Origin of the sequence: Phycicoccus jejuensis (assembly GCF_044797865.1) — a bacterium.
Classification (GTDB): Bacteria; Actinomycetota; Actinomycetes; order Actinomycetales; family Dermatophilaceae; genus Phycicoccus; species Phycicoccus jejuensis.
This window is the reverse complement of the sequence record NZ_CP085209.1, coordinates 642,367-667,485: the sequence shown is the minus strand read 5'-3', so window position 1 is coordinate 667,485 and position 25,119 is coordinate 642,367. Positions and strand designations below refer to the sequence as shown.

The following is a 25,119-nucleotide window of genomic DNA, read 5'->3' as shown; positions in this document are numbered from 1 at the left end:
GAGCCTGTCTATCGTCTCGTAGGTGGATAACCCTCCGTCTGCTCGCGGCCGCAGGTTGATCGCCTCCGCCTCGATTGTTGTCGACGCCCGTTGTTATCTACTCGGGGAAGCTCAACACACAGGCAGAACTGATGCCGCCCGGGGGCGCTGTCAGCACAGCGACTGAGGGGACGCTGCTTCGGATCTAACGACGGCGCCGAGACGGGTATTGATCTGCTTCCAGTCGACACGTTGCGGCAAAAACTCGGTGCTCAGTTCCGGAGTCGGCGATCTCGTCCTTCATACGCCGATGCGAACTACCTCTCGAGCACCGTTTGGTGGGCGTTGACTTCTTTTCATCCCGACGCTTCGTCGAGGACCGCTGCGGCGTCGCACCTTCGCAGATTGTTCACGCTCGCTCGTCAAGAAACGCCCGTTGGAGGGCATCGGCTGCTTGCCCTAGCGCAGTCCTCGCTTTCTCGAAAGCGCCTGGGAACTGAGCGAACCCGTGAGTGCTGCCGCGGTGCAGGTGCACGGTCACTGGCACGTCCGCTACACGAAGTGCCTCGGCGTAGCGCAGACCCTGCGGCGCAATTGGGTCGCATTCGGCAACGACGACGACAGCTTCCGGGAGTCCTCGCAGGTCGGCGCAGTCAAGGGGTGAGCTTTCCGCGCTGTGTCGGTCGGTGGCGTTCGGCAGGTAGTGGTCCTGATGCGACACCAACTCATCACGGGACAAGACGAGGCCCTCGTACTGCGGGTCGATGCCGACGCCGAGGTCGGTGGTTGTGACGGGATAGAACAGCAGTTGCAGACGGAGCGGTACGCCCATCATGCGTGCCCGGATGGTCAACGCAGCGGCGACGTTCCCGCCGGCGCTGTCGCCCGCCACAGCCAGGCGGTCGACGTCAAGGTCATGTTCCGCGCCATGCCCTCGGACCCATGACAGCGCTGCCTCGGCGTCGTCGACGGCTGCTGGGAAGGGCTGCTCGGGTGCGAGCCGGTAGCCGACGTTGAGCACGGCGCATCCGCTTCTTTGAGCCAACTCACGACACATGTGGTCGTGGGTGTTGATGCTGCCGACCACCCAACCTCCCCCGTGAAAGAACAACACGACGGGCAGGGTGCCCTCCGTCGGTCGGTAGAGCCGCGCTTGCACGCGCGAATTGACCGCCATGTCCCGAACCACAGACACCGGTAGCGGTGCTCCGCCGGTTCGCAAGCTTTCTCGCTCATAGCAATCGCGGGCCCGCGCCGGCGACATCAGATGCAGGCTCGGCCGGGCGCGGTTGGCTGCCTCATCAAGAGCCGCAGCGGCTTCACGGCCGGGTATTGTCGGCACTACAGCGCCTCGAGGTAGCGGGCCACTTCCCAGTCGGTGACAGCGATTGACTGGGCCTTCAGTTCCGCACGCTTCATGGCGAGGAAGTGATCAACAAATTCCTCGCCCAGCCACTCGCGAGCGACGGCGCTCGCCTCCAGAAGGTCCAGGGCTTCCGCCAAGCTGGTGGGCAGCAACGGCACCTGCTCGGCTGGCAGCGCGTAGATGTCCATGCTGGTCAGTCCTGGTGGCTCCAGCTTGTTGTGCACCCCATGGAGCCCGCCGGCCAGAAGGGCAGCCGTGGCGATGTAGGGGTTGGCGTCAGCTCCCGGCTGACGGTGCTCAAGCCGGGTGCCGTTCTCGCCTTCGCAGATCGCCCGCAAGCCAGCGGAGCGATTATCGATGCCCCACGTGGCGGTAGTACCCGCCCAGGAATAGGGGACATAGCGGCGGTACGAGTTCGGCGTGGGCGCCATCAATGCCGTGAACTCCGCCATCGTGCTGAGGACACCCCCAGCGAAGTGCCGCATAGTCTCAGAGATCTGGTGGGTCTGACCCGGGGCAAAGAAGGCCCCGGCGTCTTCCTTGTCTCGCAGGCTGACGTGGATATGACAGCTGTTGCCCGCCCAGGCGCCGTTGGGCTTTGCCATAAAGGTGGCTAGGAGCTCGTGCCGGGCAGCGACCTCTTTGACTGCGGACTTAAAGAGAAAGGCATCGTCGGCGGACTTCAGGCTCTTGTCGTACTGCAGGGTGATTTCGAACTGTCCCGGACCCGTCTCGGGGTTGCACGCCTCGATCGGCAGCCCGTACTCGAGCATGCGATCGCGGATGATGGCGCCGATCGTCTCCTGGTGAGATCCCAGGACGACGCCGTAGGTGCTGGGCGCCTCCTGCAAAGGAACTAGTTCGTCAGCACGTTTGAGATGTTTAGTGCCAACTTTCTCCTTGAGCAGGTAGAACTCCAGCTCCAACGCGCTCATTGGCTCAAATCCCATCGAGCGAGTGCGTTCGACGACACGCTGTAACACGCTCCGGGGCGAGATCGGGACGTGCCCACCATCGTGGGGCAGATGCCAGTCAGCGAGGAGCAGTGCCGTGTCCTCGTGCCAGGGAACTAGGCGCAAGGTCGCCGGATCGATCTTGGCGAAGATGTCGGGGTAGCCAAGCCGCTCAGTCGGGAAGTACCCGTTGATTCCCTCTGGCTTGGCGACAAGGCCGGACTCGTCGACGTGCATCACCCAAAAAACATCACAGAGCGGCATACCGTGCTCAAGCATGCGGGACAATTGACCGGTCGGCATTCGCTTGCCGCGCATTACGCCATGGGTGTCGCATCCGCCCACGATGACGGTGCGGACTCCGTGCCGCTCGAGGCAGGCGATCAGGTCGGGGTCCTTCTGCAACTCTTCTTGGAGGTTGATCACGCGTCGACTTCCTTCTTGGCAGCACTGGAGGCGCCTAACATGAAGCCGGCGTAGCCGCGGGCAGCGACGTCCTCGGCCTCGCGCCGGTACCGGCCGCAGCCGGCAACGTACGGCATGAATGTGCGTGGCTTGCCGGGGATGTTCGCTCCGACGTACCACGAGTTGGCTTCGGGGTAGAGGGTGTCGGCCGCGAGTTCGGCGACGTGCTGCACCCATTGGTCCTCAGCGTCCACCGACGCTTCGATGCGGTTGATGCCGTTCTGGCTCAAGTGGTTTAGGCAGTCCGTGATCCAGTCCACGTGCTGCTCGATGGACACCACCATGTTGCTCAGGACTGAGGGGCTGCCCGGGCCAGTGATCATGAACAAGTTGGGGAATCCGGCGGTCTGGATGCCGAGGTAGGTGCGCGGCCCGTGGGCCCACTTGTCTGTGAGGAGGTGGCCCCCGACGCCGCGAATCTCGATTTCCGTCAGCGCGCCGGTGATGGCGTCGAAGCCGATCGCGAAGATGATGGTGTCGACGTCGATCTGTCGGTCACGAAGCTGGATGCCCGACGTGGTGATCTTGACCAACGGGTTGGAGCGGATGTCCACAAGTTCGACATTGTCGCGGTTGTAGGCCTCGAAGTATCCGATGTCGGTACAGGTGCGCTTCGTGCCGATGTGGTGGCTGGGACACAGGAGTGTCGCCACGTCCTGATTGCGGACTACTGAGCGGATCTTCGCCCGAGCGAAGTCCTGCGCGACTTTGTTCGCCTCCTCACTGGTGAAGAAGTCAGTGAAACCCGAGGACAGTGCGCTGATACCTCCCCGCTGCCAGCCCTCCTCAAACCGCTGCCGGCGCTCCTCGGGGGTGGCCTGCGCCGTGGACCTGTCTGGCGAGTCCACCGGCACGCCGCTCTCGGAGAGTTCGCAAACGGTGCGCCGTTCACGCCAGTCCGCAGTCAGTTCACGCCACTCATCGTCTCGCAGTGAACGGTTGTGCGCCGGCATGCTGTAATTCGGTGTCCGTTGGAGAACGTACAACTGGTCGGCGTCCTTGGCGACCTGGGGGATGGTCTGGATCCCCGACGAACCCGTTCCTACGACGGCGACCCGCTTTCCGGTCAAGTCCACCGGCCGGTGCGGCCAGCGGCCGGTGTGGAACCACTCCCCCGCGAACTCTTCGAGCCCCAGAACCTGTGGCTGCTTGACGGACGACAGGTTGCCGGTCGCCATGACGACGTAGGTCGCTACCAGTGTCTCGGCGTTGTCGCAGGTGACGAGCCACGCACGTTGCGCCTCATCCCATGTAGTCGACACGACACTGGTGTTGAAAGAGATCTGTCGGCGTAGGTCGAACCTGTCCGCGACGTGCTCGAGGTAGCTGAGAATTTCGGGTTGGGCAGCGTACCGCTCGCTCCAACGCCACTCCTGAACAAGTTCGTCGTCAAAGGAGTAGCAGTAGTCAATGCTCTCGATGTCGCAACGGGCACCGGGGTATCGATTCCAATACCAGGTCCCCCCAACGTCGTGCGCACGTTCGATAACCTGGACGCTCATACCGAGCGCACGTAGCCGGTGCAGCATGTACAGCCCCGAGAATCCTGCACCCACGACCACGACATCGAGTTGCCTCGTCGGTTCCATCATGGGTCCTTTCGAGTGACGTGGCTTGCCTGGGATGCTTCTATGTCGTGTCAAGCAGCTGGCGCGAGCACTTCTGGTCCTGGGTGGGTCGCGGCGAGGGTGCGGAAGATCTGCCGTCCGACGTAGCGCTTGAGGCAGCGTCGGATTTCCTTGCTGGTCTTGCCCTCGGCCAGGCGCCGTTGGACGTAGGCCCGGGTGTCTGGGTCAGTTCGCATGCGGGTCAGCACGATGGTGTTCAGTGCCCGGTTGAGCCGGCGGTCGCCGCCGCGGTTGAGGCGGTGACGCACGGTGTTGCCGGACGAGGCGGGGATTGGTGCAGTGCCGGCGATCGCGGCGAAGGCCGCTTCGCTACGGATGCGTCCAGGGTGGGACCAGACGGTCAGGATGATGGCTGCGGTGACGGCGCCTACGCCGCGCAATTCGAGGAGCTCGGGCGCCTCGGCGGTGACGATCTCGGTCAGTCGCTGACGGTTCTCGAACAGCTCCTCATCGAGCACGAGCACGCGCTTGGCCAGTCGGACTGCCTCAGCGCGGGCGGTCGCCGTCCCGATCCCTTCCTCGCGACGTCGCCATCCAGCGATGGTGGTGACCTGCTGGGAAGTCAGAGACTTTCGGGCATCGACGCCGAGGTCGTGACTGCGCAGCATCGAGGTCAGTGCGTTGATGCACCTGGTCCGCTCGACGTTGAGGTGCTCACGGGCGACGGTGAGGACCCGCAGCGCGGTGTGCGCTTGACCGGCGCGGCGATCACGTAGCGAGGCCAGCGGCATGACCAAGCTGGCACGGGCAGCGAGGACAGCGTCAAGAGCGTCGGTCTTCCCGCGGCCACGTTCGCGCCGAGGGGTTGGTGCTTCGACCACGCGGTAGCCCGCATCAGACAGGACGTCGCTGAGAACAGCCCCGTAGGAGCCAGTTCCTTCGGCGGCGATCAGCACCGAGTCGAGATCACCTTGGGTGCGGCGACCGATCCAGTCCCTCGCGCGACGCAGCCCGGCCGGGGAGGTCGGGAAGGTGGCTTGGTCGAGCAGTGCCCCGCGGTCATCGACGACGGCGTAGCTGTGGGTTGCGGCGTGGGTGTCGACCCCTACGACGTAGCGGTAGGTCTCAGCCACCGTGACCGGCAGACTGGGCATGCGATGTTCTCCTCACTTGTTCGGGTTGGACGTCGTTGCCGGCGTCAGCCCGGGTGAGAAGTCACGACGAGGCGGGCCTGTAATGAGTCACACCACCGGGACGGCAATCCCGTTGGTGGACATGCTTCTGATCAAGCCATCGTTGTGGGCCAGGGTCGGCGCCGGCACCCAGCGCACGCTGGACAGATCCCAGGCATGACACCCCCAAGGGGGGTCAGGCGATTCAGGAGTCACAACGCGCACCGGGTGACCGACGCCAACCCTGCCAGCCAGCCCCAGGCCAGCCGAGACGAAGACTTACAGGCGGTTCACTCGTTCACCGTGGTCACCCGGCCTCGATTAGGTCGCTCGTTCGCTGGCGACCGGTTCGGGATATTGGCGGGGTGACCGATCACGCTTGGGTTGCCATCCACCGAGCAGTACTGGGCGCTCTGCAAGATAGGGACGTGCTTGCTGACCCTCCACAGAACGATCAGCAGCTCGATTGGTTGGCCGACGCGATTGCTGATCATGACTCTGGCGACCTTGGCCGGACAGACCGCCACAAGTTTGCGAAGCACCAACGCCGGACGGACTAGAGAGCAGAGCCAAAGCAGCGACTCAAGGAGCGGCTTGCATTCCTGAGGCGGTCGGCAGGCGGCGGTGTGACGCGAGTTGGTGCACGGCGGGTAGGGTGCCATGGTCCGTTAGGTCAGGTCAGGGGCGGCAGTTCTCGGTTCGATTCCGGGAGTCCTTTTGGCCCTCGGCGTCCTCTTGGTTCTCGCTCTCGTCAGGTTCGTATCTCTGAAGTTCGTTCTGAACCGTCCGGAAGAAACCATCAAGTGCAAGGCAAAGGAGGCGCCTATGTCTAGTTGCAGGATCGCGTGCAGTTCTCTCTTTGAGACCCTCTGGACGCTTGGGGTCGGGACGTCTGGCTCGGCGCTCCTGTCCTGACCTGACGGGCACTCCGTCGCCGGCGTACGCATCTCGCGGCGCTCTGACGCACCGACCGCCGATAACGAGCGGTGTCAGAACCTCCTGCCAGTCTCCTCATAGGGGCTCACCCTGGGCGCCGGAACGGGAGACGTCATGAGCATCGAGATAACACATATCCGCATGAGTGGGGGCTCCGGCCACGAGCACATCGTCAGCTACCGGTGGCTCAACCCAGCGGACCGGGCGACCGGCACCTCCGACAAGCCAACCATGGTCGCTTGGGTGGATAATCCCTCCAACTCTGCCTACGTCGGAAGCGGATTCCAGCGTGCGGAGGTGGGTGTAGTCCGGCCCCAGTATGGCGAGCCTTTTCTTCGGACTTTCGCGGATGGGCAGTGGAACAACAACCTCTTGTCGCTGCCCCGCTTCTAGCGCCTGCGCCTAGCGGCGCTGGGGCCGAAGCAACAAGTTACTGATGTTGGCGAGGTTGACTCGTGAGGGCGGGACCGCGTTTCTTGACCTTGGTGAGATGGGTTACTGATCTGCGAGCGATCGCGCGGACACGCGGCGACGTGACACGGCCGCGCCGCATTCAGGCCGTTCCTCCCGCCGCCTCATCAGTGTCTGGGGGACCCTCAACAAATGGGCCTACCGCTTGAAGAGGCTGGCGCAGTTGATGGTGGGTGTCATACTAGGAAGTAGGGTCGAAGCGTGAATTTTGACGAAGTCCCCCACGGTGAGTGTGTCGATTGCGGCGCGAAGACCTACCTGTGGTGCGAGAACCGAAGCGATTGGCACTGCACCAGCTGCGACGCCGACTGCCCTTGAACCGTGGCCGGGCTCTTCCCCGTGCCTGAAAGATTGGAGGCACCGTGGCCAATGCAGATGGTTGGTGTGACGCTCTGTACTTCCCTCAGGGTCGGCGCAATTTTGGCGGGGTTCACTGCCGGCTGGAGCCTGGTCACGCTGGCGATCACTGGTGCGACGCCGAGGACGAGATGGCTGAGGACGAACTCAGCTCATGACTTGGGCGCACGCTGATTCGGTTGAGCCGGTTGCAGCGGCACGGACACTGATCCGAAGGACACCCAGTGATCCTTGAAAGATCCATCGCAGCGAAAAGATGCGTTCCTGACCCGGAGATACGTCAGACGCGATGGGGATCGGCCCCTGCCAGACTTCCTGACGGTTTCGACGGCCTCAAGAAGGAACGCCAAAGACAAGAGTCTTCTCGAGCTTCGAGTAGTAGTCCTCGACTTCGGCGTGGGTCAGTCCATCCCAGTGGGCCAGCCCGGCAGGGCGATGACGACCCACCGAAGGGAACCGAGACTCGTGCCACGACCGGTCAGTAGTCACGATTACCTGCTCCTCGACGTCCCCGAACTGGTCCGCGGTGATGTCAATGATGAGGTCATCGATCTCGAGCCAGGCGTGGGATCGAGCATGATCCTCTGACAGCCCGGTGACGTACGTCGGATCGCCAAGACTTCTGGACCGAAGGAAGTCTGCGAGCATCTCGCAGGTGTCACCACATGCGCCCTTGGGGAAGGCGTCCAGGCCGACTGGTCGCGGGATCGTCTCCTCTATAGCCGCTCTGAAGGCCGCGCATGCTGCCCGGATGACCGCCCTGTTGGTCGCGGTGGGACCGGGCGAGCCCTGCGCGCTTGTGTCGGGGGGGCCAGCAATCATGCTTGAACGCTACTGCGCAGACGCGCGCCCTCCAGGGTCAGCCACGCGCGGCGAAGAGACGCAGCACGGTGCCCCGGCCGTTGGGGCAGTTCATGCCGGGCCTCGGGAGTGCGCCGGTGATTCGACCCCTGGGCGCCAATGCGCGTCCTTCAGGCGTCCCCATCCGTGATGAAGCGCAGGAAGCGATCGCCTAGAGGCTTCGTCCTAGTCTCAAAGACCGCGGGACCCGTCATCATGACCTTAAGGCCGGAGTGAATCAGCCTCCTGGAGTCGAGATCAGACTCTGCCGTTTCTAGCAGAGGGCTAGAGGCGACGCTCGGAAGCGCCGCCTCTAGAACCGAGTGGACAGATCCCATGTAGATGTTGGGACGCTCGAAGCCTCGGGAGTCACAGAATCGACCAGGTCCGCTCATGAACTCCAGCAGAGCCAGATGCGTCGGCGTCATCTCGTCGACGTAACGAAGGAATGTGGAGCGCAGGTCTTCGTCAGGCTCGACACCTCTTATGGTGTTCACTACCGCATTGCGCAGGGCCGCCAGCTTCTCCTCTTGCGCTGAGCCGGCCGCCACCCTGCTGGCCTCGATGACCACGTCAACGAACGCGTCATCGGCCGCGAGTTCCTCCCAACTCGGGCGGTCCTCGAGTGCGTCGATGCGCTCAGCGATGCTGTCAAACCACGCATCCATCCGACGGTTGTGCGCCATCGTGAGTGCGAAGGTCAGACCCGCAGCCAGAACGCTGCCCACGACAGGTATTGACCCGGCGGCTCCCGCAACGGCTGTTTCGACTACCTCGCGGCCGGTGGACTTCCTCGGCTTCTCCATGGGAGGAGGATTGCAGCCAGTTGATGCCCCTGCTCGTTGGGCCAAGCGCAGTTCGGGACTTGCGGGACCGCAATGCCCGGACGTCTCGAGTGCGGGACCAACTCCCCGAGGGTCGCCACGGGATGGCCGCCCACTTCCGGGACCTCCTTGAGGCGGCAGGACGCGGCCTGACGGCGCCTATCGCGACCCCTCGACAGACGATGAGATCGCGGCGGTATTGGGGTGCGCGTGCATTGTCAGAGCCAGCCACCAGACTGTGCGCGTGACGCCTTGGCTAACCCTCATCTCTTCCCTGGCCGCGGCCATCATTGGCGGCTTGGTTGCTCCGCTCGTCACACAACGACGGGAGCGACTGGTGGCTCGCGCGGACGTGCGGCGAGCGCTGACAGAAGTGGAGGCACTCAGATTTGATCAGAACCGCTTTCAGGAGTTCACTCGGGCACTGGCTGCCTTCGAAGCGAACGCCATCCTCGCGGGAATGCCTCGCAGCGTGGTGGCGAGGTACATGCGAGCGGTAGAGGCGCATCGGGCAGCGACACGGTTCGAGCGCGGCATCGGTCCGAACGGAGAGGATGGTTGGGCGATATCGTCCGGTCCCGTCACCGAAACCCACGAGCTGGCGCTCGAAAGGCTCGCAAGTTGCCTCTGGCATCCGTGGTTGGGCCGCCTGCGGAAGTAGTGCGACGATCGGCTTTGGCGGCGATATGACGCAGCTCCCTGCCTGCACAATTCCTGCGCCAACCGGAGCACCCGCCCCTTCTGGGGCGCGAGCACTAGGGCGGCTAGGCGGCTTGATGCGTTTGCCCTACTGCGTCTCACTTGAGTAGGTCGGACGTCGAATTCGGTCTGCAGGCACCTTCCACGCACTTTCGACCATCTGATTCACACCCGGCACGTCCGCGTCGAGCTGAAAGATCTGCCGAACGGCACGTATCAGACCTTCGCGATCGCGGTTCGCCGCCCTCCTGGCGCCCGACCATCCACCGTCGTCATCCGTGCTCTCAAGAGGCTCTCGCTCTCCCATCGCGAGGTTGATCAGGCCATGCGACGAGTCATGAACCTCTTCGGCGCGCCGATCAGGTCGGCCGGCGCGATCAGGCGGAGGGAAGAGAGTGCGTCGACCATCTTGCGGTGCTCTCCTGAGCAGACATCCAGGTAGGGCTGCGTCTCGAGGAGAGATAAGCCGTCGAGCCGGGCGCGCCGCGCGTTTGAAGAGGTCCCGGCGATGGCAAAGGCAGCACGCAGGTAGGTTTCGGCCACCGCGTACATGGTTTGCCTGCGCCAGACCGACGTCTCTCTACGGACGGACCACCGGGTCCTGAGCAGTTCCGCGGATGAGGTCAAGACGAAGGTCAGAGCAGCGATGGCAGCGCCTGTAATCAGGCCCGCCTGAAGATCACTCATTCTTCGCTCCTTCACTTCCTGAGGACTGCACCTGCGACCAGCATTCTTGCCTCTCGCTGGCTACTCGGGCCCTAGGCATGTCGTCTTGCGGCGGTTAGACGCACCAGGGAGTGGTAACAGGCTGCGGGTCGATCTGGCATCAAGAACTCGGCACGCGCTTCAGGTGCCATCTACCGACCGCCTGTGATCCACCACTTTCCATCTCGTCTTACGAGCGTCGTGTCTCCGTCATGCGCGGGCTGGCCATCGAAGGAGACAGCCTCTTCGGGGATTGTGACCACGTCGGCTGAAGTGTCCACGCCACCCATGTCGATCTCCACATCGGTCATCTTTTCGCGAGTCTCGGGCGGGTACTCCTTGGCCATGGCGGCCTCGCAGGTGGAACCGAAGATCGCAAAGCTCCTCTTGGCCTGCTCGTCAACGAACTCGCAGGCTTTCGCGAATTGGCCCTCGCTGACGGCCCTGTACGCCGCCTTCAGTGTCTCGTCAGGTGAGCCCTGATCGCCGGACGAGCAGCCCGGAACTACCAAGGCGAGCGTCATGGAACTGACAAGCGCTACCCCTGCTCTTCTCCCCATAGAGGCATAGTGGCACGTCCGGCGCATGCCACGCCCAACGCGGGATCCAGCGCCCACTCCTATGCACACGCCGGACGCGCTGTCGCGGTGCGGTGATGCATCTGTCGACTTTCGGGGATGCCAGCAGGAGACCTGAATCAGGTAATCGCGCAGGCTCAGCACCCCATGTCATCCAAGCCTTCGACGATCTCCGGTGCCGCGCGTGCCCGAAACTGGCGCCGCGGTCCGTTCAAGTCGAGTGAAAACTCAACGTCAACTAGTACAAATGCAAGTTGGTATCCAAACCTCTCCGCCTCAGGAAAGGAGCCGGAGATCTCGTGCCCCGGTTCGAGACGGGCCGGGAGGCCGCCATGAATTTCAAGCCGCACCGGATGGTCGGGCTCGTCAACGGGCTGATGCAGCACTGCTTCGGCGCTGACGGTGTGAACGAAGACGGTCACGTTCTCCCTCGCGATTGTCAAGCCCCCGAGGTACCACTCGCCGTAGGAGAAGCCCGCAAGAACATGCACGTCAAAACCCACCGGGAAAGCTGCCTCTGCCAAGGAGGCGGACGCCTCCGCGGCCAGTGCTGCCCGCTCGGCAGACTTAGCCGAGTCCACGGCTGCGATAGCGATAGTTTTCGTCAGGCGGGCGTACCAAAACGTCACGGCCAGGAGGCCCAGGGTCGCCGCAACAGTCAGGAAGGGACCCCAGTCCGCAATCCAAGTCCTCATGCGAGCCATCGTCAGGCACCGGCGATCTTCACGCGCGAAGGCGCGCTTCTCCAGCGGTATCCGTCTCCTACCGCAGTGGTCCAGTGGCTCGAACCAGCCGCAGCCGCCCGCAACAAACTCTATGGCTGACAGCCGTCGCCGCCCCGCCATCGGCGATTCCCGGTGCATCTGTGCAAGCAGCCCGCGTCCGCAGGCGGCTACTAGAGACTTCCGGCAGGGCCAAGGTCTGGCGAGACTCGGTCTAGGTGTTCGGCGGGAAGCTCTCCATGCGGCTGCCCACCAGGTTGATTGGTGTGGCTCAACTTCGGTCTGCGTTCCCGCCGGACACCGTGCCGGAGCGTGGCTGAAGAGGGGTCTGCCCAGCTCTCAGTAGCAGTGCCCGCCCGGTGTCAACGGATCAGTGACGACGGGAAGGGCGAGAAGCTCATGGCGAGAGTGGTCATCGGGGTCGATCCCCACAAGCTGTCGGCGACCATCGAGGTCGTCGACGAGAGTGAGAGGGTGCTGGGTGCCGGCCGGTTCGGCACCGACAAGACCGGCTACGCGGCGATGCGCCGGCACGTCGCGTCCTTCCCGGAGCGGGTGTGGGCGGTGGAAGGCAGCAGCGGCGCCGGCCGGCCACTGGCGCAACGGCTACTGGCCGACGGTGAGCACGTGGTGGACGTGCCGGCCAAGCTGTCCGCGCGGGCGCGGATGTTCGACACCGGCCACAACCGCAAGACCGACTCCCACGACGCGCACGCGGTGGCGGTGGTCGCGGTGCGGACCAAAGGGCTGCGGGTGCTGGCCTACGACGTGCAGCTCGAGGCGCTGCGGTTGCTGGTCGACCGGCGCGCGGAGCTGACCCGCGCCAGGATCCAGGCGGCGAACCGGGTCCACCGGCTGCTGTCGGAACTGGTTCCGGGACAGTCGAAGAAGAACATCAGCACCGGCCAGGCCAAGACCATCCTGGCCACCGTCAAGCCTCGGGACATCGCCGGGAAGACCCGGCGCCGGCTCGCCGCGGAACAGATCGCCGAGCTCGTGGTGATCGAGAAGAAGGCCAAGGCCATCACCCGCGAGCTCAAGGAGATGGTGGCCGCGTCCGGGTCCACCCTGATGGAGCTGCCCGGTGTCGGCCCCGTCGTTGCTGCTCGCACCCTGGCCGACGTCGGCGACGTCGCCCGGTTCGCCGACCGCAACCGGTTCGCCTCCTGGACCGGCACCGCACCCATCGAAGCCTCCAGCGGGGAGATCGTCCGACACCGGCTCTCCCGCGCCGGGAACCGGCGGATGAACCACATGATCCACATCGCCGCGACCACCCAGCTACGCCACGACACCGAAGGGCGGGCCTACTACCAGCGCAAGATCGCCGCCGGGAAGACCAAAGCCGAAGCCATGCGCTGCCTCAAACGACGCATCTCCGATGCCCTCTTCCGACGCCTTCGCGCCGACGCTCAAAAACAGCCAGCCGCGGACGTGGACGCGGGCCCGGGAGGGCACTGCGGGGCGTCTCTTCACTCCAGCGCGACCGGCTTGCACCCGCCCACCGGCACTTCGGATCAGCCACTCCCGGGACCCGCACCCACGACGCTACGCCCCACCACGAGAACACGGAAGAGCACGACCCCCAGGCCGCTCGAACCCGCGCCTTGACATTAGAGGGGTGCCGAAGTGACGCAATGTTTGGCACGCATTGGGGTTCGTTCTGCTACTAAAGCACCCCGTAGCATCTACGCGCACCCAGCCTTCGCGGTATTCGCGCTTACCGTCTGGCGCAGGCACTTCAGCTCAACGTGGCCTAGTTGCCTGCCTTCAGGCGCGCAATAATGGCGGATTTTGCATCAGCGAACTCTTCGTCTGACAACACCCCGGCTTTGTGCAGCTTAGCGAGTTCGGAAATGTCTCTGGCTGCAGGCGAATTGGTCGCTACAGGACTCTGCTGAACGACCACGGACGGGCGTCTGGACTCGGCGATTTTGGTTCGGAGCGCGTTCAGACTGTCTTGCGCTCGAGCGTACGTCGACCGATCGAGTGGCAACGTGTTAGAGAGAGTGAAGGGATCATCGCTGTTCACATTTCGGCTCTGCGTCGTCCCGCGCCAAAAATCCTTGTTGGACGTTCCCTGATAAGACGGCGTCAGAACTTCAAGCACCCCGTTGAGCATTCCCGAGTTGTACTCAACTCCCGTGATGTGCGCGAAGTCAAAGACTGCAGTCCGCCCTCCACCAAAAGATCCGGCCATCATCGACGTGAGCGCGCCAGTCTTGATGATCAGCAGTCGGTCATCGAAGGCGGCCATCACACCTCCCGCTCCGCTCGACAGGACCAACCACGGCCTCTCTCCCGCCCGGGCATGTCTCCGGATCTGTTCCAGCGCCTTGCTGCTGACCTCACCGCCGACGATTTGGCTGGAGATCACCGTCGCGTCGTCAAGGAAGCGCGCAGAATCCAGGGCTCCTTGTAGCTCGAGTTGCGCGTCGTACTCTCTCGCCCTTGCACCGTCACCGTGCTCCCGAAGGTGTACCAAGACCTCGAGAACCCGCGGAACATCGCTCTTCTGACTTAAGTCCCCGAACTTGAGGCTTGCCCCGGCGTGCGAGACGAACGTCAGCATGCGCCAAGCCGTCGCGCTCATCCCCACGGACTCGCTCTGAAACTCGTCCGAGAAGATCTGCTTCTTACGCATGGAGGCGTCGGTGGACAGGACCCCCATCACGCGGGCGCTCGTCACGACAATGTGGTCCAACATGGGCTTGACGCCGTTGGCACGCACGATCATCCACACGTCTTCGCCGGGAGCTAGCCCGGCACTCAACGCGCTCGCAAGCCGGCGGCCCTTGTCCTCCGCCACCTTCGCCCCGAATTCGACCATGAAACGCACCCCTTCTCACACGCCCCGTCGGTGGGACTGATCGCAGTCTGCCAAGTGTTCCCAGAGGCGGCACCTGTAGGTGCTGGTCTCGCTGGCGATCATCCCTTGTCGGCAATGGGAGTCTGTAGGCCCGGCACCGAGTGCGGCCGCCGTGCGACAGCCACTGGCGGCAAAGTGACGCTTAGGCGCCGAGGTGTTGGTCCTTCCTCCTACCCTGAAGGACACCATCCGCACCCCCGAGGAGTGACGTTGAGCAACGAAGGGGAACTTCGGCGCCACCGAGAGGCTGCCAACCGTCTGCGTGTCGATATCAGCAAGGCCTCCAGCAAAGTCGCCGCAAAGCGCAAGAAGGCCGCCGACGCTCAGGGGGCGGCCGCCCGGTCGAAGAGCGCCTCAACCATCCGCATGAAGACATCGGAGGCCGAGCGATCGACGAAGGAGGCCAATGACGCCGAGAAGGCGCGTGCAAACCTCGAGACGAAGTTGGCGGATACTGAGGTCAGGATCACGAAATTGCTGGAGAAGGTCGAAAAGGAACGGGCGACGGCTCAATCGAAGGCGCTTGCCGACCTCCGCCGAAACAGCCAACAATCGGCGGCGAAGTTTGCCCCAGGCCGTCTCGGCGACGCACTCAAGGATCAGCGCCTAACCGACCCTCAGCCCTCTGTCGCGTCCAGAAATTCACTGGTCACCGACGTCTTCCTTTCGCACGCTAGCGAGGATAAGGACGAAATTGCTCGCCCGCTGAGGGATGCCCTCGAACGGCGCGGGGTGACCGTCTGGTTCGATGAACTGCAGATCAAAGTGGGTCAGAGTATCCGCCAAGAAATTGAGTCGGGGATCGCTGGCTGCCGGTTTGGCGTGGTCATCATCTCGCCCCACTTCTTCGCCAAGCAGTGGACCCAAGCAGAGCTGGATGGCCTCTTCGGCAAGAAGATGGAGTCCGGCCAAGATTTGGTCCTTCCGATCTGGCATCACGTCTCGAAGGACGAGGTTCAGCGGCACTCACCGTTGCTAGCCGGGGTCATGGCCCTGAACACGGCAGTAGCCACAGTCGATGAGATAGCTGACAGTTTGGCTGAGGTTGTCCGTGCGTAGTACTGGCGAGTCCGCGCAAGCCTCCTCAGGTGATCAGAGGCACCTGGTGACGGCCCGACCCCGGCCTCGCTCGGTTAGGCGGACCAATCATCGCTCGCGATGCTTGACGTGGTCAACGCCCAGCCGCGGTTCATGTCTACCCGAGAGCCGAAGCGATGAACCGGCCTGCTCGGTGCGACCAGCGCCGTCCAGCCAACTCACCAAACGTGGCAAGCAAGCCTTCGTGCCTAGCTGACCCTCACCAGCGACCTTGGCTTCCACGGGTCACAGAGGTCGTGGCCGGCTACATGTCACGTTGGAGGAGTCCGCGACTGTCTCCATGCTCGTGACGGGAGGTGGAAGTACAACCGTGCAACACCAGATCTTGCGGCCTATCCGATGTCGTCTACTACATCTAGTATGTGATTGCCGATCGGCGCAGAATAGAACGACCCGCGTCGGCCGGTGCCGGGTCGCACGTCGTCGGACTCTCTGGTTTGAGGCCGCCATCCTCCACCTTCCTGGCGAGCCACAGGGTCGTGGATTGAGAGAACCGCAATGAAGGAGAACGTCAAGTCGGGTGCCACGCGCCCTCGACGGGCCGAGCCAGGCGGGCAGGTCGCCTCATGAACACACGCCGCGTCAACGGGCCGATCTACGTGCCCTGTCCGAAGTGTCGCCGAAAGTTGGGCCCGTTCTCGAGGGTTACAACTGGCCTCATGAAGTGTGGTCACTGTGGCGAGGTGTTCAACGTGCGCATCTAGTGCGCGCAAACGCGGCAGGGCGTGCCCGGCAGGTTGCGCCCTGCCGGCTTCCTCGATGAAGCAGGCAGCTGACCGATGCGCGCGGGAGCGTCCCGGGTGCCCTCTTGGATGAGCCTGCTACGGCTTGAGAATGTCGGCGGACGGTTGACGCTTCGCTCTCGACTGCGCAACCGCCTTGAAGCGAGAAGGCAACATGCCATTGCGCGGCGCAGTATTTGATTGCCTCGGTGAGTCCAATTAGCCGTTAGTGGGCATAGAAATGCCACAACTGAGTGGGCGCCGTGCAGCCAGTGGAGGGGTAGCCCTATCTGGGCGAAGAGACGCAGTACCTCGTGCATGTGTATGACCAGGCCCAGCAGTCCCTCCGGCGTTCCACGGTGCTGAGCTAATAGCGCTGACCCTCATGTGCCGATCCAACGATGACCGCAAGCGGGTCAGCGTGGAAGAACCCACATCAGGGGAGTTGCCGCACGCAACGAGCTAGTCCGTGTGAGCCCAGAGGAGGTCACCCATCCGACGCGCGGCACGCAGCCGCAGCTCGTCCACTGCGTGGGTGTACCGCTGCGCGGTGGCCATCTCAGTCCAGCCCATGATGGACATCACCGTCCGAATGTCGACGTCCTGCAGCAACAGCAGGGTCGCCGCTGTGTGGCGAGCATCGTGCAGTCTCACGTGTCGCACGCCTGCGGAGGCAACCAGGTTGTTCCAGTCCCGGTTATCGCGTGCGGGGTCGATGAGCCCTCCCGTCGCACTGGGGAAGACCAGGTCGAGTGTGGAGTCCCAGTCCGGTCCTGCAGCCAGCCTGGCCTGCCTGACTGCGACGCGCTGGGTGCGAAATTCCTCCACCAGCGGCTGGGGCAGCACGATCCTGCGTCGGGAGGCCGACGTCTTGGTCTCGACGAGGAGCAGTCCGCCACTCTTGCGTCGCGGACAGTGCGCTCCGCGCTGTTGGCCGCATACCGGCTGCCCATGTATGCCCCCGCAGCCGTGGCTCCACGTGTGCCGTTGAGCGGAACGCCGAACATGCAGCACGCCCTTGTCGAGGTCGACATCCGGCCAGGTCAGCGCCAAGGCTTCTCCCTGCCGCAGTCCGAGAGCCAAGGCGACTGACCACCGCACCGGATGCCTGGTGCCAGCCGCAGCCGTGAGAACTCGACGGGTCTCCTCCACGGACAAGGGTTCCACCTCGACAAGCGCCGCGCGTGGAGGCCTGGCCACGATGACCGGGTTGTGCGCGATACGTCGCCGGCGGACGGCTTCGTTCAGCGAGGAGCGCAGTACGCGGTGAACGGCGCGGATCACGTGTGGTGACCGCCCTTGGGCGGCCATGTCCCGGTACAGCTCCTCCAGATGCTCGGGCCGCAGCTCGCTGAGCTTGCGCCCACCCAACGCAGGGACCACGTGCACGCGCATCTGGCTGCGGTAGGTCGACAGCGTCTTCCACCGAGCCGTCATCGGCAGGATCGTCTCCAGCCAGTGCTCGAGCCACGTGGCCAGCGTCACGTCATCCTCGGTCCACACGAACGTCCCAGTGTCCCGCGAGCGCTCGAGCTCCCGAACAGCCTCACGCAGCTCGGCCTTCGTGCGTCGTCGCAGGTGCTTGCGGGCCCGGGTCCCGTCCGGCCGCCGGTCCATGGTGACGCGAGCGTGCCAGTGGCCGTCAGCGCCCTTGTACACGGTGGAGGTGCTCTGCTCGGCCGGCTTCCGGGGCCTAGGCATCGTCGGGCTCGCGCATCTGCGCGATGAACCGTTCGAGCTCCCTGCGCTCCACGCGCACCGAGCGTCCGAGGTGGACCGCGTGCAGGCGATGGCTTGCAACTTGGCGCTCGATGCTGCGTCGCGCGCAACGCAGATGCCGAGCCACCTCATCGAGGGTGAGGAGCAGGGTGTCGGTCGAGGACGGGTTGGGGCTGACGGTGGCGTTAATGGTCTCCATGTCAGTCCGAAAGCGGTCAGCGCCGTCCCAAGAGTCACCGCCGCATCCCCCGGAACAGACGCGCTCACGAGCTCCCGGCGTCGTGGTCTCCGTCCCTGTCCGACAGGCGACGACCCGTCCCGACAGCGCGGCCAGTGTGGGTTTTGGGGCCAGTTTTGGGGCCACAGCCGCTTGGTGGCCAGTGGCCGGCGAGCGCCTTCGTTTGGTGTTTCCGCAGGTCACGGACCCATCCGTTCTGCGCGCCCGAAGGGATTCGAACCCCTAACCTTCTGATCCGTAGTCAGATGCTCTATCCGTTGAGCTACGGGCGCCCGTCACGCCGAGGCGCAACGAGAGAGCAGACTACCGGACCTCCGGCGCGCATCAGAAATCGGCCCCCGGAGCCCGTCGACCGGGCGCCTGCCGACCGCACCGATGAGTTCCGAGCGGGCCGCCGGTCGTACCGTCGACGCCATCCACCGAACGCCAGGAGAACCCCGTGCGCCAGCTCGTCGTCAGCACCTTCGTCAGCCTCGACGGGGTCATGGACTCCCCCGGCGGCGGTACGCACCCGCGCGCCGGCTGGACCTTCAAGGAGGTCCCGTTCGACGAGGCCGCCTACGAGATCAAGGGCCGCGAGCAGGAGGAGTCCGAGGCCCTCCTCATGGGTCGCTCCACCTACGAGGAGTTCGCCCCGGTCTGGCCGTCGATGGACGACGAGTTCGCACGCTTCAACCGGATGCCGAAGTACGTCGTCTCGACGACGCTGACCGAGACCGACCCCGGCTGGCAGCCGACGACCGTGCTGCGCGGTCTCGACGACGTCGCGCGGCTCAAGGAGGGCGACGGCGGGCCGATCCTCGTCGCCGGCAGCGCCCTCCTGGCGCAGGGTCTCGCCGCCGCCGGGCTCGTCGACCGCTACCACCTGCTCGTCTTTCCGGTCGTCCTCGGCACCGGCAAGCGGCTCTTCACCGTCGGCCCCGACACCGGTCCGGGCACCCTGGACCTCGTCGAGCACGCCGTCTACGGCAACGGCGTGACCCTCGCCGTCTACGACGTCCGGCACTGACACCCGGCCCTCGCCATCTTGTGAAGAGTTTCACAAGCGCGCCGCCCCGCGGCCTCTCGACCCCCGCGAACGACGGTCCTACGGTGGGGGTGAGGCCCTGAGCGATGGGCCGCCGAGGTTCCTTCCCGACAGCGTCGAGAGCCCGTCGCCCGGTGACCGACCCCACCCGGTAGCGGCGGAAGGACCCCGCGATGACGACCACGACCAGCACCCTCCCCCGGACCACCCATCCCGACCTGCAGTCCTGGGTCGACGAGGTGGCCGCCCTCACGCAGCCGGACGAGGTGGTGTGGTGCGACGGCTCGCGCGAGGAGTGGGACCGCCTCACGACGCAGCTCGTCGACGCCGGCACGTTCGTGCGACTCGACGAGCGCAAGAAGCCCAACTCCTTCCTCTGCCAGTCGGACCCGACCGACGTCGCACGCGTCGAGGACCGCACCTTCATCGCCTCCGAGCGCGAGGAGGACGCCGGCCCGACGAACAACTGGGTCGCCCCCGCCGAGCTCCGCGCGACGATGACCGAGCTGTACCGCGGCTCGATGCGCGGTCGCACGATGTACGTCATCCCGTTCGTCATGGGCCACCTCGACGCGACCGTGCCGATGTTCGGCGTCGAGATCACCGACTCCGCGTACGTCGTGACGAACATGCGGATCATGGCGCGCATCGGCACCCCCGTGCTGCGCGCGATGGAGGAGCGGCGGGCGCCCTTCGTCAAGGGCCTGCACTCGGTGGGCGCACCGCTCGAGCCCGGGCAGCAGGACGTCCCGTGGCCGTGCAGCACGACGAAGTACATCGCCCACTTCCCCGAGGCCCGCGAGATCTGGTCCTACGGCAGCGGGTACGGCGGCAACGCCCTCCTCGGCAAGAAGTGCTACGCCCTGCGCATCGCCTCGGCGATGGCCCGCGACGAGGGCTGGATGGCCGAGCACATGCTCATCCTCAAGCTCACCTCGCCCGAGGGACGCGTCCACTACGTCGCCGGCGCCTTCCCCAGCCAGTGCGGCAAGACCAACCTCGCGATGATCGAGCCGACGCTCGCCGGCTGGTCCGCCGAGATGGTCGGTGACGACATCGCCTGGATGCGCTTCGGCCCCGACGGCCGGCTCTACGCCGTCAACCCCGAGTTCGGTCTCTTCGGCGTCGCGCCGGGGACGGGCATGCACACCAACCCGCAGGCCGTCCGGACCGTCGAGAAGGGCAACTCGATCTTCACCAACGTCGCCCTCACCGACGACGGCGACGTCTGGTGGGAGGGCCTGACCGAGGCGCCGCCCTCGCACCTGACCGACTGGAAGGGCAACGACTGGACGCCCGAGTCCGGCGTGCCGAGCAGCCACGCGAACAGCCGCTTCACGACCCCCGCGAAGCAGACCCCGATGATGGCCGCCGAGTACGACAACCCGGACGGCGTGCCGATCGACGCGATCCTCTTCGGCGGCCGCCGCAAGACCACCGTCCCGCTCGTCTACGAGTCCCGCGACTGGGCCCACGGCGTCTTCGTCGGCGCCACCCTCTCGTCCGAGACGACCGCCGCCGCCACCGGTGCCGTCGGCGTCGTGCGGCGCGACCCGATGGCGATGCTGCCCTTCATCGGCTACCACGCCGGCGACTACATGCAGCACTGGCTCGACATGGGTGCGAAGGCCGACCCGGCGAAGCTGCCGAAGATCTTCCAGGTCAACTGGTTCCGCCGCGACGAGGAGGACGGCTCGTTCCTCTGGCCCGGGTACGGCGACAACGCCCGCGTCCTCAAGTGGGTCGTCGAGCGCCTCGACGGCACCGCCGACGCGGTGCAGACACCGGTCGGTCTCGTCCCCGCCCCCGGGGCGATCGACACGACGGGGATGGACCCCGCCGCCGCCGCGAAGGTGACCAAGGCCCTGCGCGTCGACCCCGAGGACTGGAAGGCCGAGGTCCCGCTCGTCCACGAGTGGTTCGACACCATCGGCGACCGGCTGCCGGCCGCCCTCGCCGACGAGCTCACCGCCCTCGAGGAGCGGCTCGAGAAGGCCTGAGCCGCAGCACACGACAGGGCCCCGCCGGCATGCGCACCGGCGGGGCCCTGCCGTGCCGTCAGGTGGAGGGCGAGGTGCCGTTCGCGTCACCCGGGTCGGTCGAGGTCCCGCCCTGCTGGCCGGGCGCGCCGGGCTGCTGACCGGGGAGGCCCGGCAGGCCGCCGCGGTCGCCGTCGCCGTCCCGGTCAACGAAACCACGGCCACCGTCGTGGTCGCCGTCGCGGTCACCGAACCCGTGTCGGTCGCCGAACCCCTGCCCGCCCTGCTGCTGGCCCGGGCCACCGCCGGGGAAGCGCCCCTGCCCGAACCCGCCGCGCCCGCCGTCGGACTGGGTGATGGCCGCCGTCGCACCGGCCGCCCCGAGGGCGCCGACGACGAGGGCCACGACGAGCGCCACGACGGTCCGCGGACCGGACCACCGCGACGGCGTGCCCCAGCCGGCCCACGGCCGACGCCACGTGAAGCCGTCGCCCGCAGCGGGCGCCGGCGACGGGGCGGCAGCCGCCGTGGCGGGCACGCCGTACGTCGTCACCGGGCCACTGCTCGGCGGGACGGGTCGCGCTGCCTCCGGACCGGGCGAGGCCCAGGCCGGCGCGGCGGTCTCGGTGGCACCCGTGGCGGGGGCCATCTCGTGCGTCTCTCCGGCCACCGGGAGCGCGGCGGTCTCGTCGGCCGGGGTGGGCTGTGCGGGAGGGGAACCGGGCGTCACGGGGTCGTGCTCGTCGCGGCGCGCGCTCATCGAGGGTCTCCTTCGTCGGGCGGATGGCTGCGTGCACCCTCACTCCCCCGGCTGTCACGAACCTGTGGCGCATCCAGCACCCGGCTGGCAGATTGGAGGAGTGGCACACAGGAAGCGCACAGGTGACGCATCGGGAGGGCCAAGCCGGTCACCGCAGAGTGGGCGCATGCCGACCCGCCAGCAGCCCGCCCCTGCGCCCGCCCTGACCCGCCTCGACGGCAGCCCGGTGCGCGTCCTCGTCGTCGACGACGAGCAGAACCTCACCGAGCTGCTCTCGATGGCGCTGCGCTACGAGGGCTGGGAGGTCCGCAGCGCCGCGAGCGGCATCCAGGCGGTGCGCGCGGCGAAGGAGTTCGGGCCCGACGCCGTCGTCCTCGACATGATGCTCCCCGACTTCGACGGGATGGAGGTCCTGCGGCGGATGCGCGCCGACGACCCCAACGTCCCCGTCCTCTTCCTCACCGCGAAGGACGCCGTCGAGGACCGCGTCGCCGGCCTGACCGCCGGCGGGGACGACTACGTGACCAAGCCGTTCAGCCTCGAGGAGGTCGTCGCGCGGCTGCGGGCCCTCATGCGGCGCACCGCGATCGCCGCCGCCGACAGCGACTCGGTCCTCGTCGTCGGTGACCTCACGCTCGACGAGGACAGCCACGAGGTGACGCGCGGCGGGGTCGAGATCCAGCTGACCGCCACCGAGTTCGAGCTGCTGCGCTACCTCATGCGCAACCCCAAGCGCGTGCTCTCGAAGGCGCAGATCCTCGACCGGGTGTGGAACTACGACTTCGGCGGCCAGGCCAACGTCGTCGAGCTCTACATCTCCTACCTGCGCAAGAAGATCGACGTCGGACGCGCCCCGATGATCCACACCATGCGCGGCGTCGGGTACGTCCTCAAGCCGGCCGAGTGAGCCGATGACACCTGCCCTGCGCCGGCCCGCGGCCCTCGCGCGGCCCTCGCGCTGGACCCTGCGCGCGCAGCTGCTCGCGGGCGTCCTCGTCCTGTTCACCCTCGTCATGCTCGCGACGAGCGCGCTGACCGTCGTCGAGACCCGGCGCTACCTCGACGGCCAGCTGAGCCAGGACCTCCAGAGCGCGCTGTTCCGCGCCGGTGACCGGCGCGGCGTGTTCGACGACGACAACGACGGGCGCGGCTTCGGCGACGGCCAGCCACCCGGGGCTCCCGGCAGCGACCGCACCCTCGTCCTCGGGCTGACCGCCTCCGGCGCCGTGGCCACCGACCCGCGCGGCTACCCGCTCAACCAGGTGGTCACCCGCTCCAACACCGACGGCACGCTGAGCGCGGACGAGATCCGCCGCCTCGCGAGCGCCGTCGAGGGCGGCGAGCCCGTGCGCATCTCCCTCGGCAACGACCTCGGCGACTACCTCGTGACCTCGCGCAGCATCGGCGACGGGGGCACCTTCGTCGTCGGCGTCTCGACTCGTCCGGTCGACGAGCTGCTCGGCAAGCTGCTGGCCCTCGTCGTCGGCGGGACCGTCGTCGGGCTCGTCCTCGTCGGCGTGGGCGGCGCGGTGGTGGTGCGCCGCAGCCTCGCCCCGCTGGACCGGGTCGCCGCGACGGCCCGCCGGGTCTCGACCCTCCAGCTCGACTCCGGCGACGTGTCGCTGGCCGTCCGCGTCCCGGAGCGGGACGCCGACCCCCGGACCGAGGTCGGCCAGGTCGGCCTCGCCCTCAACACGATGCTCGACGACGTCGAGCAGGCGCTGCAGTCGCGGCAGGAGAGCGAGATGCGGGTGCGCCGCTTCGTCGCCGACGCCTCGCACGAGCTCCGCACCCCGCTCGCGTCCATCCGCGGCTACGCCGAGCTGACCCGCCGCGAACGGGAGCCGGTGCCCGAGACCGTCACCCACGCCCTCGGCCGCGTCGAGTCCGAGGCCCTGCGGATGCAGGAGCTCGTCGAGGACCTCCTCCTGCTGGCCCGCCTCGACTCCGGTCGCCCCCTCGAGCGCGAGCCGGTGGACCTGTCACTGCTCGCCGTCAACGCGGTGAGCGACGCGCACGCCGCCTCCCCCGACCACAGCTGGGAGCTCGACCTCCCCGAGGAGCCCGTCGAGGTCACCGGCGACGGCGCCCGCCTGCACCAGATCCTCGCGAACCTCCTCGCCAACGCCCGCACCCACACCCCGTCCGGGACGCGGGTGGTCACCAGGCTGCGGCCCGAGGCCGACATGGTGCGCATCTCGGTGTCGGACAACGGGCCCGGCATCCCCCGTGACCTGCAGCCCACCGTGTTCGAGCGCTTCGTGCGCGGCGACGACTCGCGCAGCCGTGCACAGGGGTCGACCGGGCTCGGGCTGTCCATCGTCGCTGCGGTCGGGCAGGCCCACGGCGGGCGGGTCGAGGTGACCTCGGAGCCGGGCGCGACCACCTTCTCGGTCCTCCTCCCCGCCTCTTGACCCACCTCCCCACCCGACTTCTTGCCCATCCGCCACCTCGGGAGCGCTCCCACGCGGCCCTGGAGGTGGCGAATGGGCAATCAGTGGGGTCGAGGAGCGGCGGGGGTTGTCAGAGGTCGAGACGGAAGGCCAGCAGGTCGATGTCGGGACGCGGCGACCAGTCGCGGTCCGGCCGGCGCCGGAAGCCCAGCCGCCCGTAGAGCCGGTGGGCGGCGAGCATCCACGAGGCGCTCGACAGGACGACGGCCCGGCACCCCTCGGAGCGCGCCCGCTCGACGCACGCCTCGCTGAGGACGCGGCCGACGCCGGCGCCCCGGGCCGAGGGCGACACGGCGAGCATCCGCACCTCGGCCTCGCCCTCCCCGCCGACCTCCGCGAACGGCGTGCCGGGGCGGACGTAGGTGACGGTGCCGACGACCGCGCCATCCTGCTCGGCCACGAGCAGCTCGGCGTCGCGCAGGCGCGCCCCCGCATCGAGCAGCGATGCGGCGTACGGGTGCTCGCGCGTCATGCCGCTGTCAGCGGCGTAGGCGGCGAGGGTCAGCTCGCCGACCGCGGCGAGCTCGTCGGGGCGGGCGGGACGGACGGTGACGGTCACCTCCCGATCCTCGCACCGGGTCATCCATGGGCGACAGGACGACCACAGGAGCGCCACAGC

At 66.4% G+C, this 25,119-nt stretch carries 21 protein-coding genes and 1 tRNA gene; 7 read left to right on the top strand and 15 right to left on the bottom strand.

Annotated elements, in window-relative coordinates:
• Positions 1–388: 388 nt before the first annotated feature.
• The 4 genes from LG324_RS03045 to LG324_RS03030 form a co-directional block, all read right to left on the bottom strand.
• Positions 389–1,156: an alpha/beta hydrolase gene (locus LG324_RS03045; RefSeq protein ID WP_192912054.1), complete on the bottom strand. Its 768-nt coding sequence runs from the start codon at positions 1,154–1,156 to the stop codon at positions 389–391.
• Positions 1,157–1,320: 164 nt separating this feature from the next.
• Complete coding sequence (locus tag LG324_RS03040; RefSeq protein ID WP_226283155.1) at positions 1,321–2,724, bottom strand: glutamine synthetase family protein; 1,404 nt, start codon at positions 2,722–2,724, stop codon at positions 1,321–1,323.
• Entirely contained in the window at positions 2,721–4,352 is a 1,632-nt protein-coding gene (locus LG324_RS03035) for an NAD(P)/FAD-dependent oxidoreductase (protein WP_226283153.1), read from the bottom strand. Before LG324_RS03035 ends, LG324_RS03040 begins: the two co-directional genes overlap by 4 nt.
• A 50-nt stretch (positions 4,353–4,402) precedes the next feature.
• Complete coding sequence (locus LG324_RS03030; protein ID WP_192912052.1) at positions 4,403–5,485, bottom strand: IS110 family transposase; 1,083 nt, start codon at positions 5,483–5,485, stop codon at positions 4,403–4,405.
• A gap of 1,068 nt (positions 5,486–6,553) precedes the next feature.
• On the opposite strand from LG324_RS03030, the gene LG324_RS03025 reads away from it, so the two are divergent.
• Entirely contained in the window at positions 6,554–6,832 is a 279-nt protein-coding gene (locus tag LG324_RS03025) for a DUF3892 domain-containing protein (RefSeq protein WP_404351691.1), read from the top strand.
• A gap of 768 nt (positions 6,833–7,600) precedes the next feature.
• Here the strand turns inward: LG324_RS03025 and LG324_RS03020 are convergent.
• The 5 genes from LG324_RS03020 to LG324_RS03000 form a co-directional block, all read right to left on the bottom strand.
• A complete protein-coding gene (locus LG324_RS03020) occupies positions 7,601–8,089 on the bottom strand; it encodes a hypothetical protein (protein WP_404351689.1) in 489 nt (162 codons plus the stop codon).
• Between the two features lie 149 nt (positions 8,090–8,238).
• Entirely contained in the window at positions 8,239–8,913 is a 675-nt protein-coding gene (locus LG324_RS03015; RefSeq protein WP_404351687.1) for a hypothetical protein, read from the bottom strand.
• 1,035 nt (positions 8,914–9,948) lie between these two features.
• Positions 9,949–10,173 (bottom strand): hypothetical protein, encoded by a 225-nt coding sequence (locus tag LG324_RS03010; RefSeq protein ID WP_404351685.1) that lies wholly within the window; start codon positions 10,171–10,173, stop codon positions 9,949–9,951.
• Between the two features lie 314 nt (positions 10,174–10,487).
• Entirely contained in the window at positions 10,488–10,859 is a 372-nt protein-coding gene (locus tag LG324_RS03005) for a hypothetical protein (protein WP_404351683.1), read from the bottom strand.
• A gap of 191 nt (positions 10,860–11,050) precedes the next feature.
• The gene (locus LG324_RS03000; protein WP_404351681.1) at positions 11,051–11,608 is read right to left on the bottom strand and encodes a hypothetical protein; all 558 of its coding nucleotides are present in this window, start codon (positions 11,606–11,608) and stop codon (positions 11,051–11,053) included.
• A gap of 426 nt (positions 11,609–12,034) precedes the next feature.
• On the opposite strand from LG324_RS03000, the gene LG324_RS02995 reads away from it, so the two are divergent.
• A complete protein-coding gene (locus LG324_RS02995) occupies positions 12,035–13,246 on the top strand; it encodes an IS110 family transposase (RefSeq protein WP_404351679.1) in 1,212 nt (403 codons plus the stop codon).
• A 145-nt stretch (positions 13,247–13,391) separates the two neighbouring features.
• Here the strand turns inward: LG324_RS02995 and LG324_RS02990 are convergent, their stop codons facing one another.
• Entirely contained in the window at positions 13,392–14,465 is a 1,074-nt protein-coding gene (locus LG324_RS02990; protein ID WP_404351677.1) for a hypothetical protein, read from the bottom strand.
• A gap of 243 nt (positions 14,466–14,708) precedes the next feature.
• Here LG324_RS02990 and LG324_RS02985 point away from each other — a divergent pair, with 243 nt between their 5' ends.
• Complete coding sequence (locus tag LG324_RS02985; protein WP_404351675.1) at positions 14,709–15,563, top strand: toll/interleukin-1 receptor domain-containing protein; 855 nt, start codon at positions 14,709–14,711, stop codon at positions 15,561–15,563.
• 1,223 nt (positions 15,564–16,786) lie between these two features.
• Here LG324_RS02985 and LG324_RS02980 read toward each other — a convergent pair.
• The 3 genes from LG324_RS02980 to LG324_RS02970 form a co-directional block, all read right to left on the bottom strand.
• Positions 16,787–17,983, bottom strand: coding sequence for a tyrosine-type recombinase/integrase (locus tag LG324_RS02980; protein ID WP_404351673.1), 1,197 nt, complete (start codon positions 17,981–17,983; stop codon positions 16,787–16,789).
• 34 nt (positions 17,984–18,017) lie between these two features.
• Positions 18,018–18,242 (bottom strand): helix-turn-helix domain-containing protein, encoded by a 225-nt coding sequence (locus LG324_RS02975; RefSeq protein WP_404351671.1) that lies wholly within the window; start codon positions 18,240–18,242, stop codon positions 18,018–18,020.
• A gap of 238 nt (positions 18,243–18,480) precedes the next feature.
• Positions 18,481–18,553, bottom strand: a tRNA-Arg gene (locus LG324_RS02970).
• 167 nt (positions 18,554–18,720) lie between these two features.
• On the opposite strand from LG324_RS02970, the gene LG324_RS02965 reads away from it, so the two are divergent.
• Entirely contained in the window at positions 18,721–19,290 is a 570-nt protein-coding gene (locus LG324_RS02965) for a dihydrofolate reductase family protein (RefSeq protein WP_404351669.1), read from the top strand.
• A gap of 191 nt (positions 19,291–19,481) precedes the next feature.
• Positions 19,482–21,308 (top strand): phosphoenolpyruvate carboxykinase (GTP), encoded by a 1,827-nt coding sequence (locus LG324_RS02960; RefSeq protein ID WP_404351667.1) that lies wholly within the window; start codon positions 19,482–19,484, stop codon positions 21,306–21,308.
• A 58-nt stretch (positions 21,309–21,366) separates the two neighbouring features.
• Here the strand turns inward: LG324_RS02960 and LG324_RS02955 are convergent, their stop codons facing one another.
• Positions 21,367–22,047, bottom strand: a complete 681-nt coding sequence (locus tag LG324_RS02955; protein ID WP_404351665.1) for a hypothetical protein — start codon at positions 22,045–22,047, stop codon at positions 21,367–21,369.
• A 166-nt stretch (positions 22,048–22,213) separates the two neighbouring features.
• Between LG324_RS02955 and LG324_RS02950 the strand changes: the two genes are divergently transcribed.
• Together LG324_RS02950 and LG324_RS02945 are read left to right on the top strand one after the other, a co-directional pair.
• A complete protein-coding gene (locus LG324_RS02950) occupies positions 22,214–22,954 on the top strand; it encodes a response regulator transcription factor (RefSeq protein ID WP_404351663.1) in 741 nt (246 codons plus the stop codon).
• 4 nt (positions 22,955–22,958) lie between these two features.
• Positions 22,959–24,461, top strand: a complete 1,503-nt coding sequence (locus tag LG324_RS02945) for a HAMP domain-containing sensor histidine kinase (protein ID WP_030526989.1) — start codon at positions 22,959–22,961, stop codon at positions 24,459–24,461.
• A 109-nt stretch (positions 24,462–24,570) separates the two neighbouring features.
• On the opposite strand, the gene LG324_RS02940 is transcribed toward LG324_RS02945, so the two are convergent.
• Entirely contained in the window at positions 24,571–25,059 is a 489-nt protein-coding gene (locus LG324_RS02940; RefSeq protein ID WP_404351661.1) for a GNAT family N-acetyltransferase, read from the bottom strand.
• Positions 25,060–25,119: the final 60 nt, after the last annotated feature.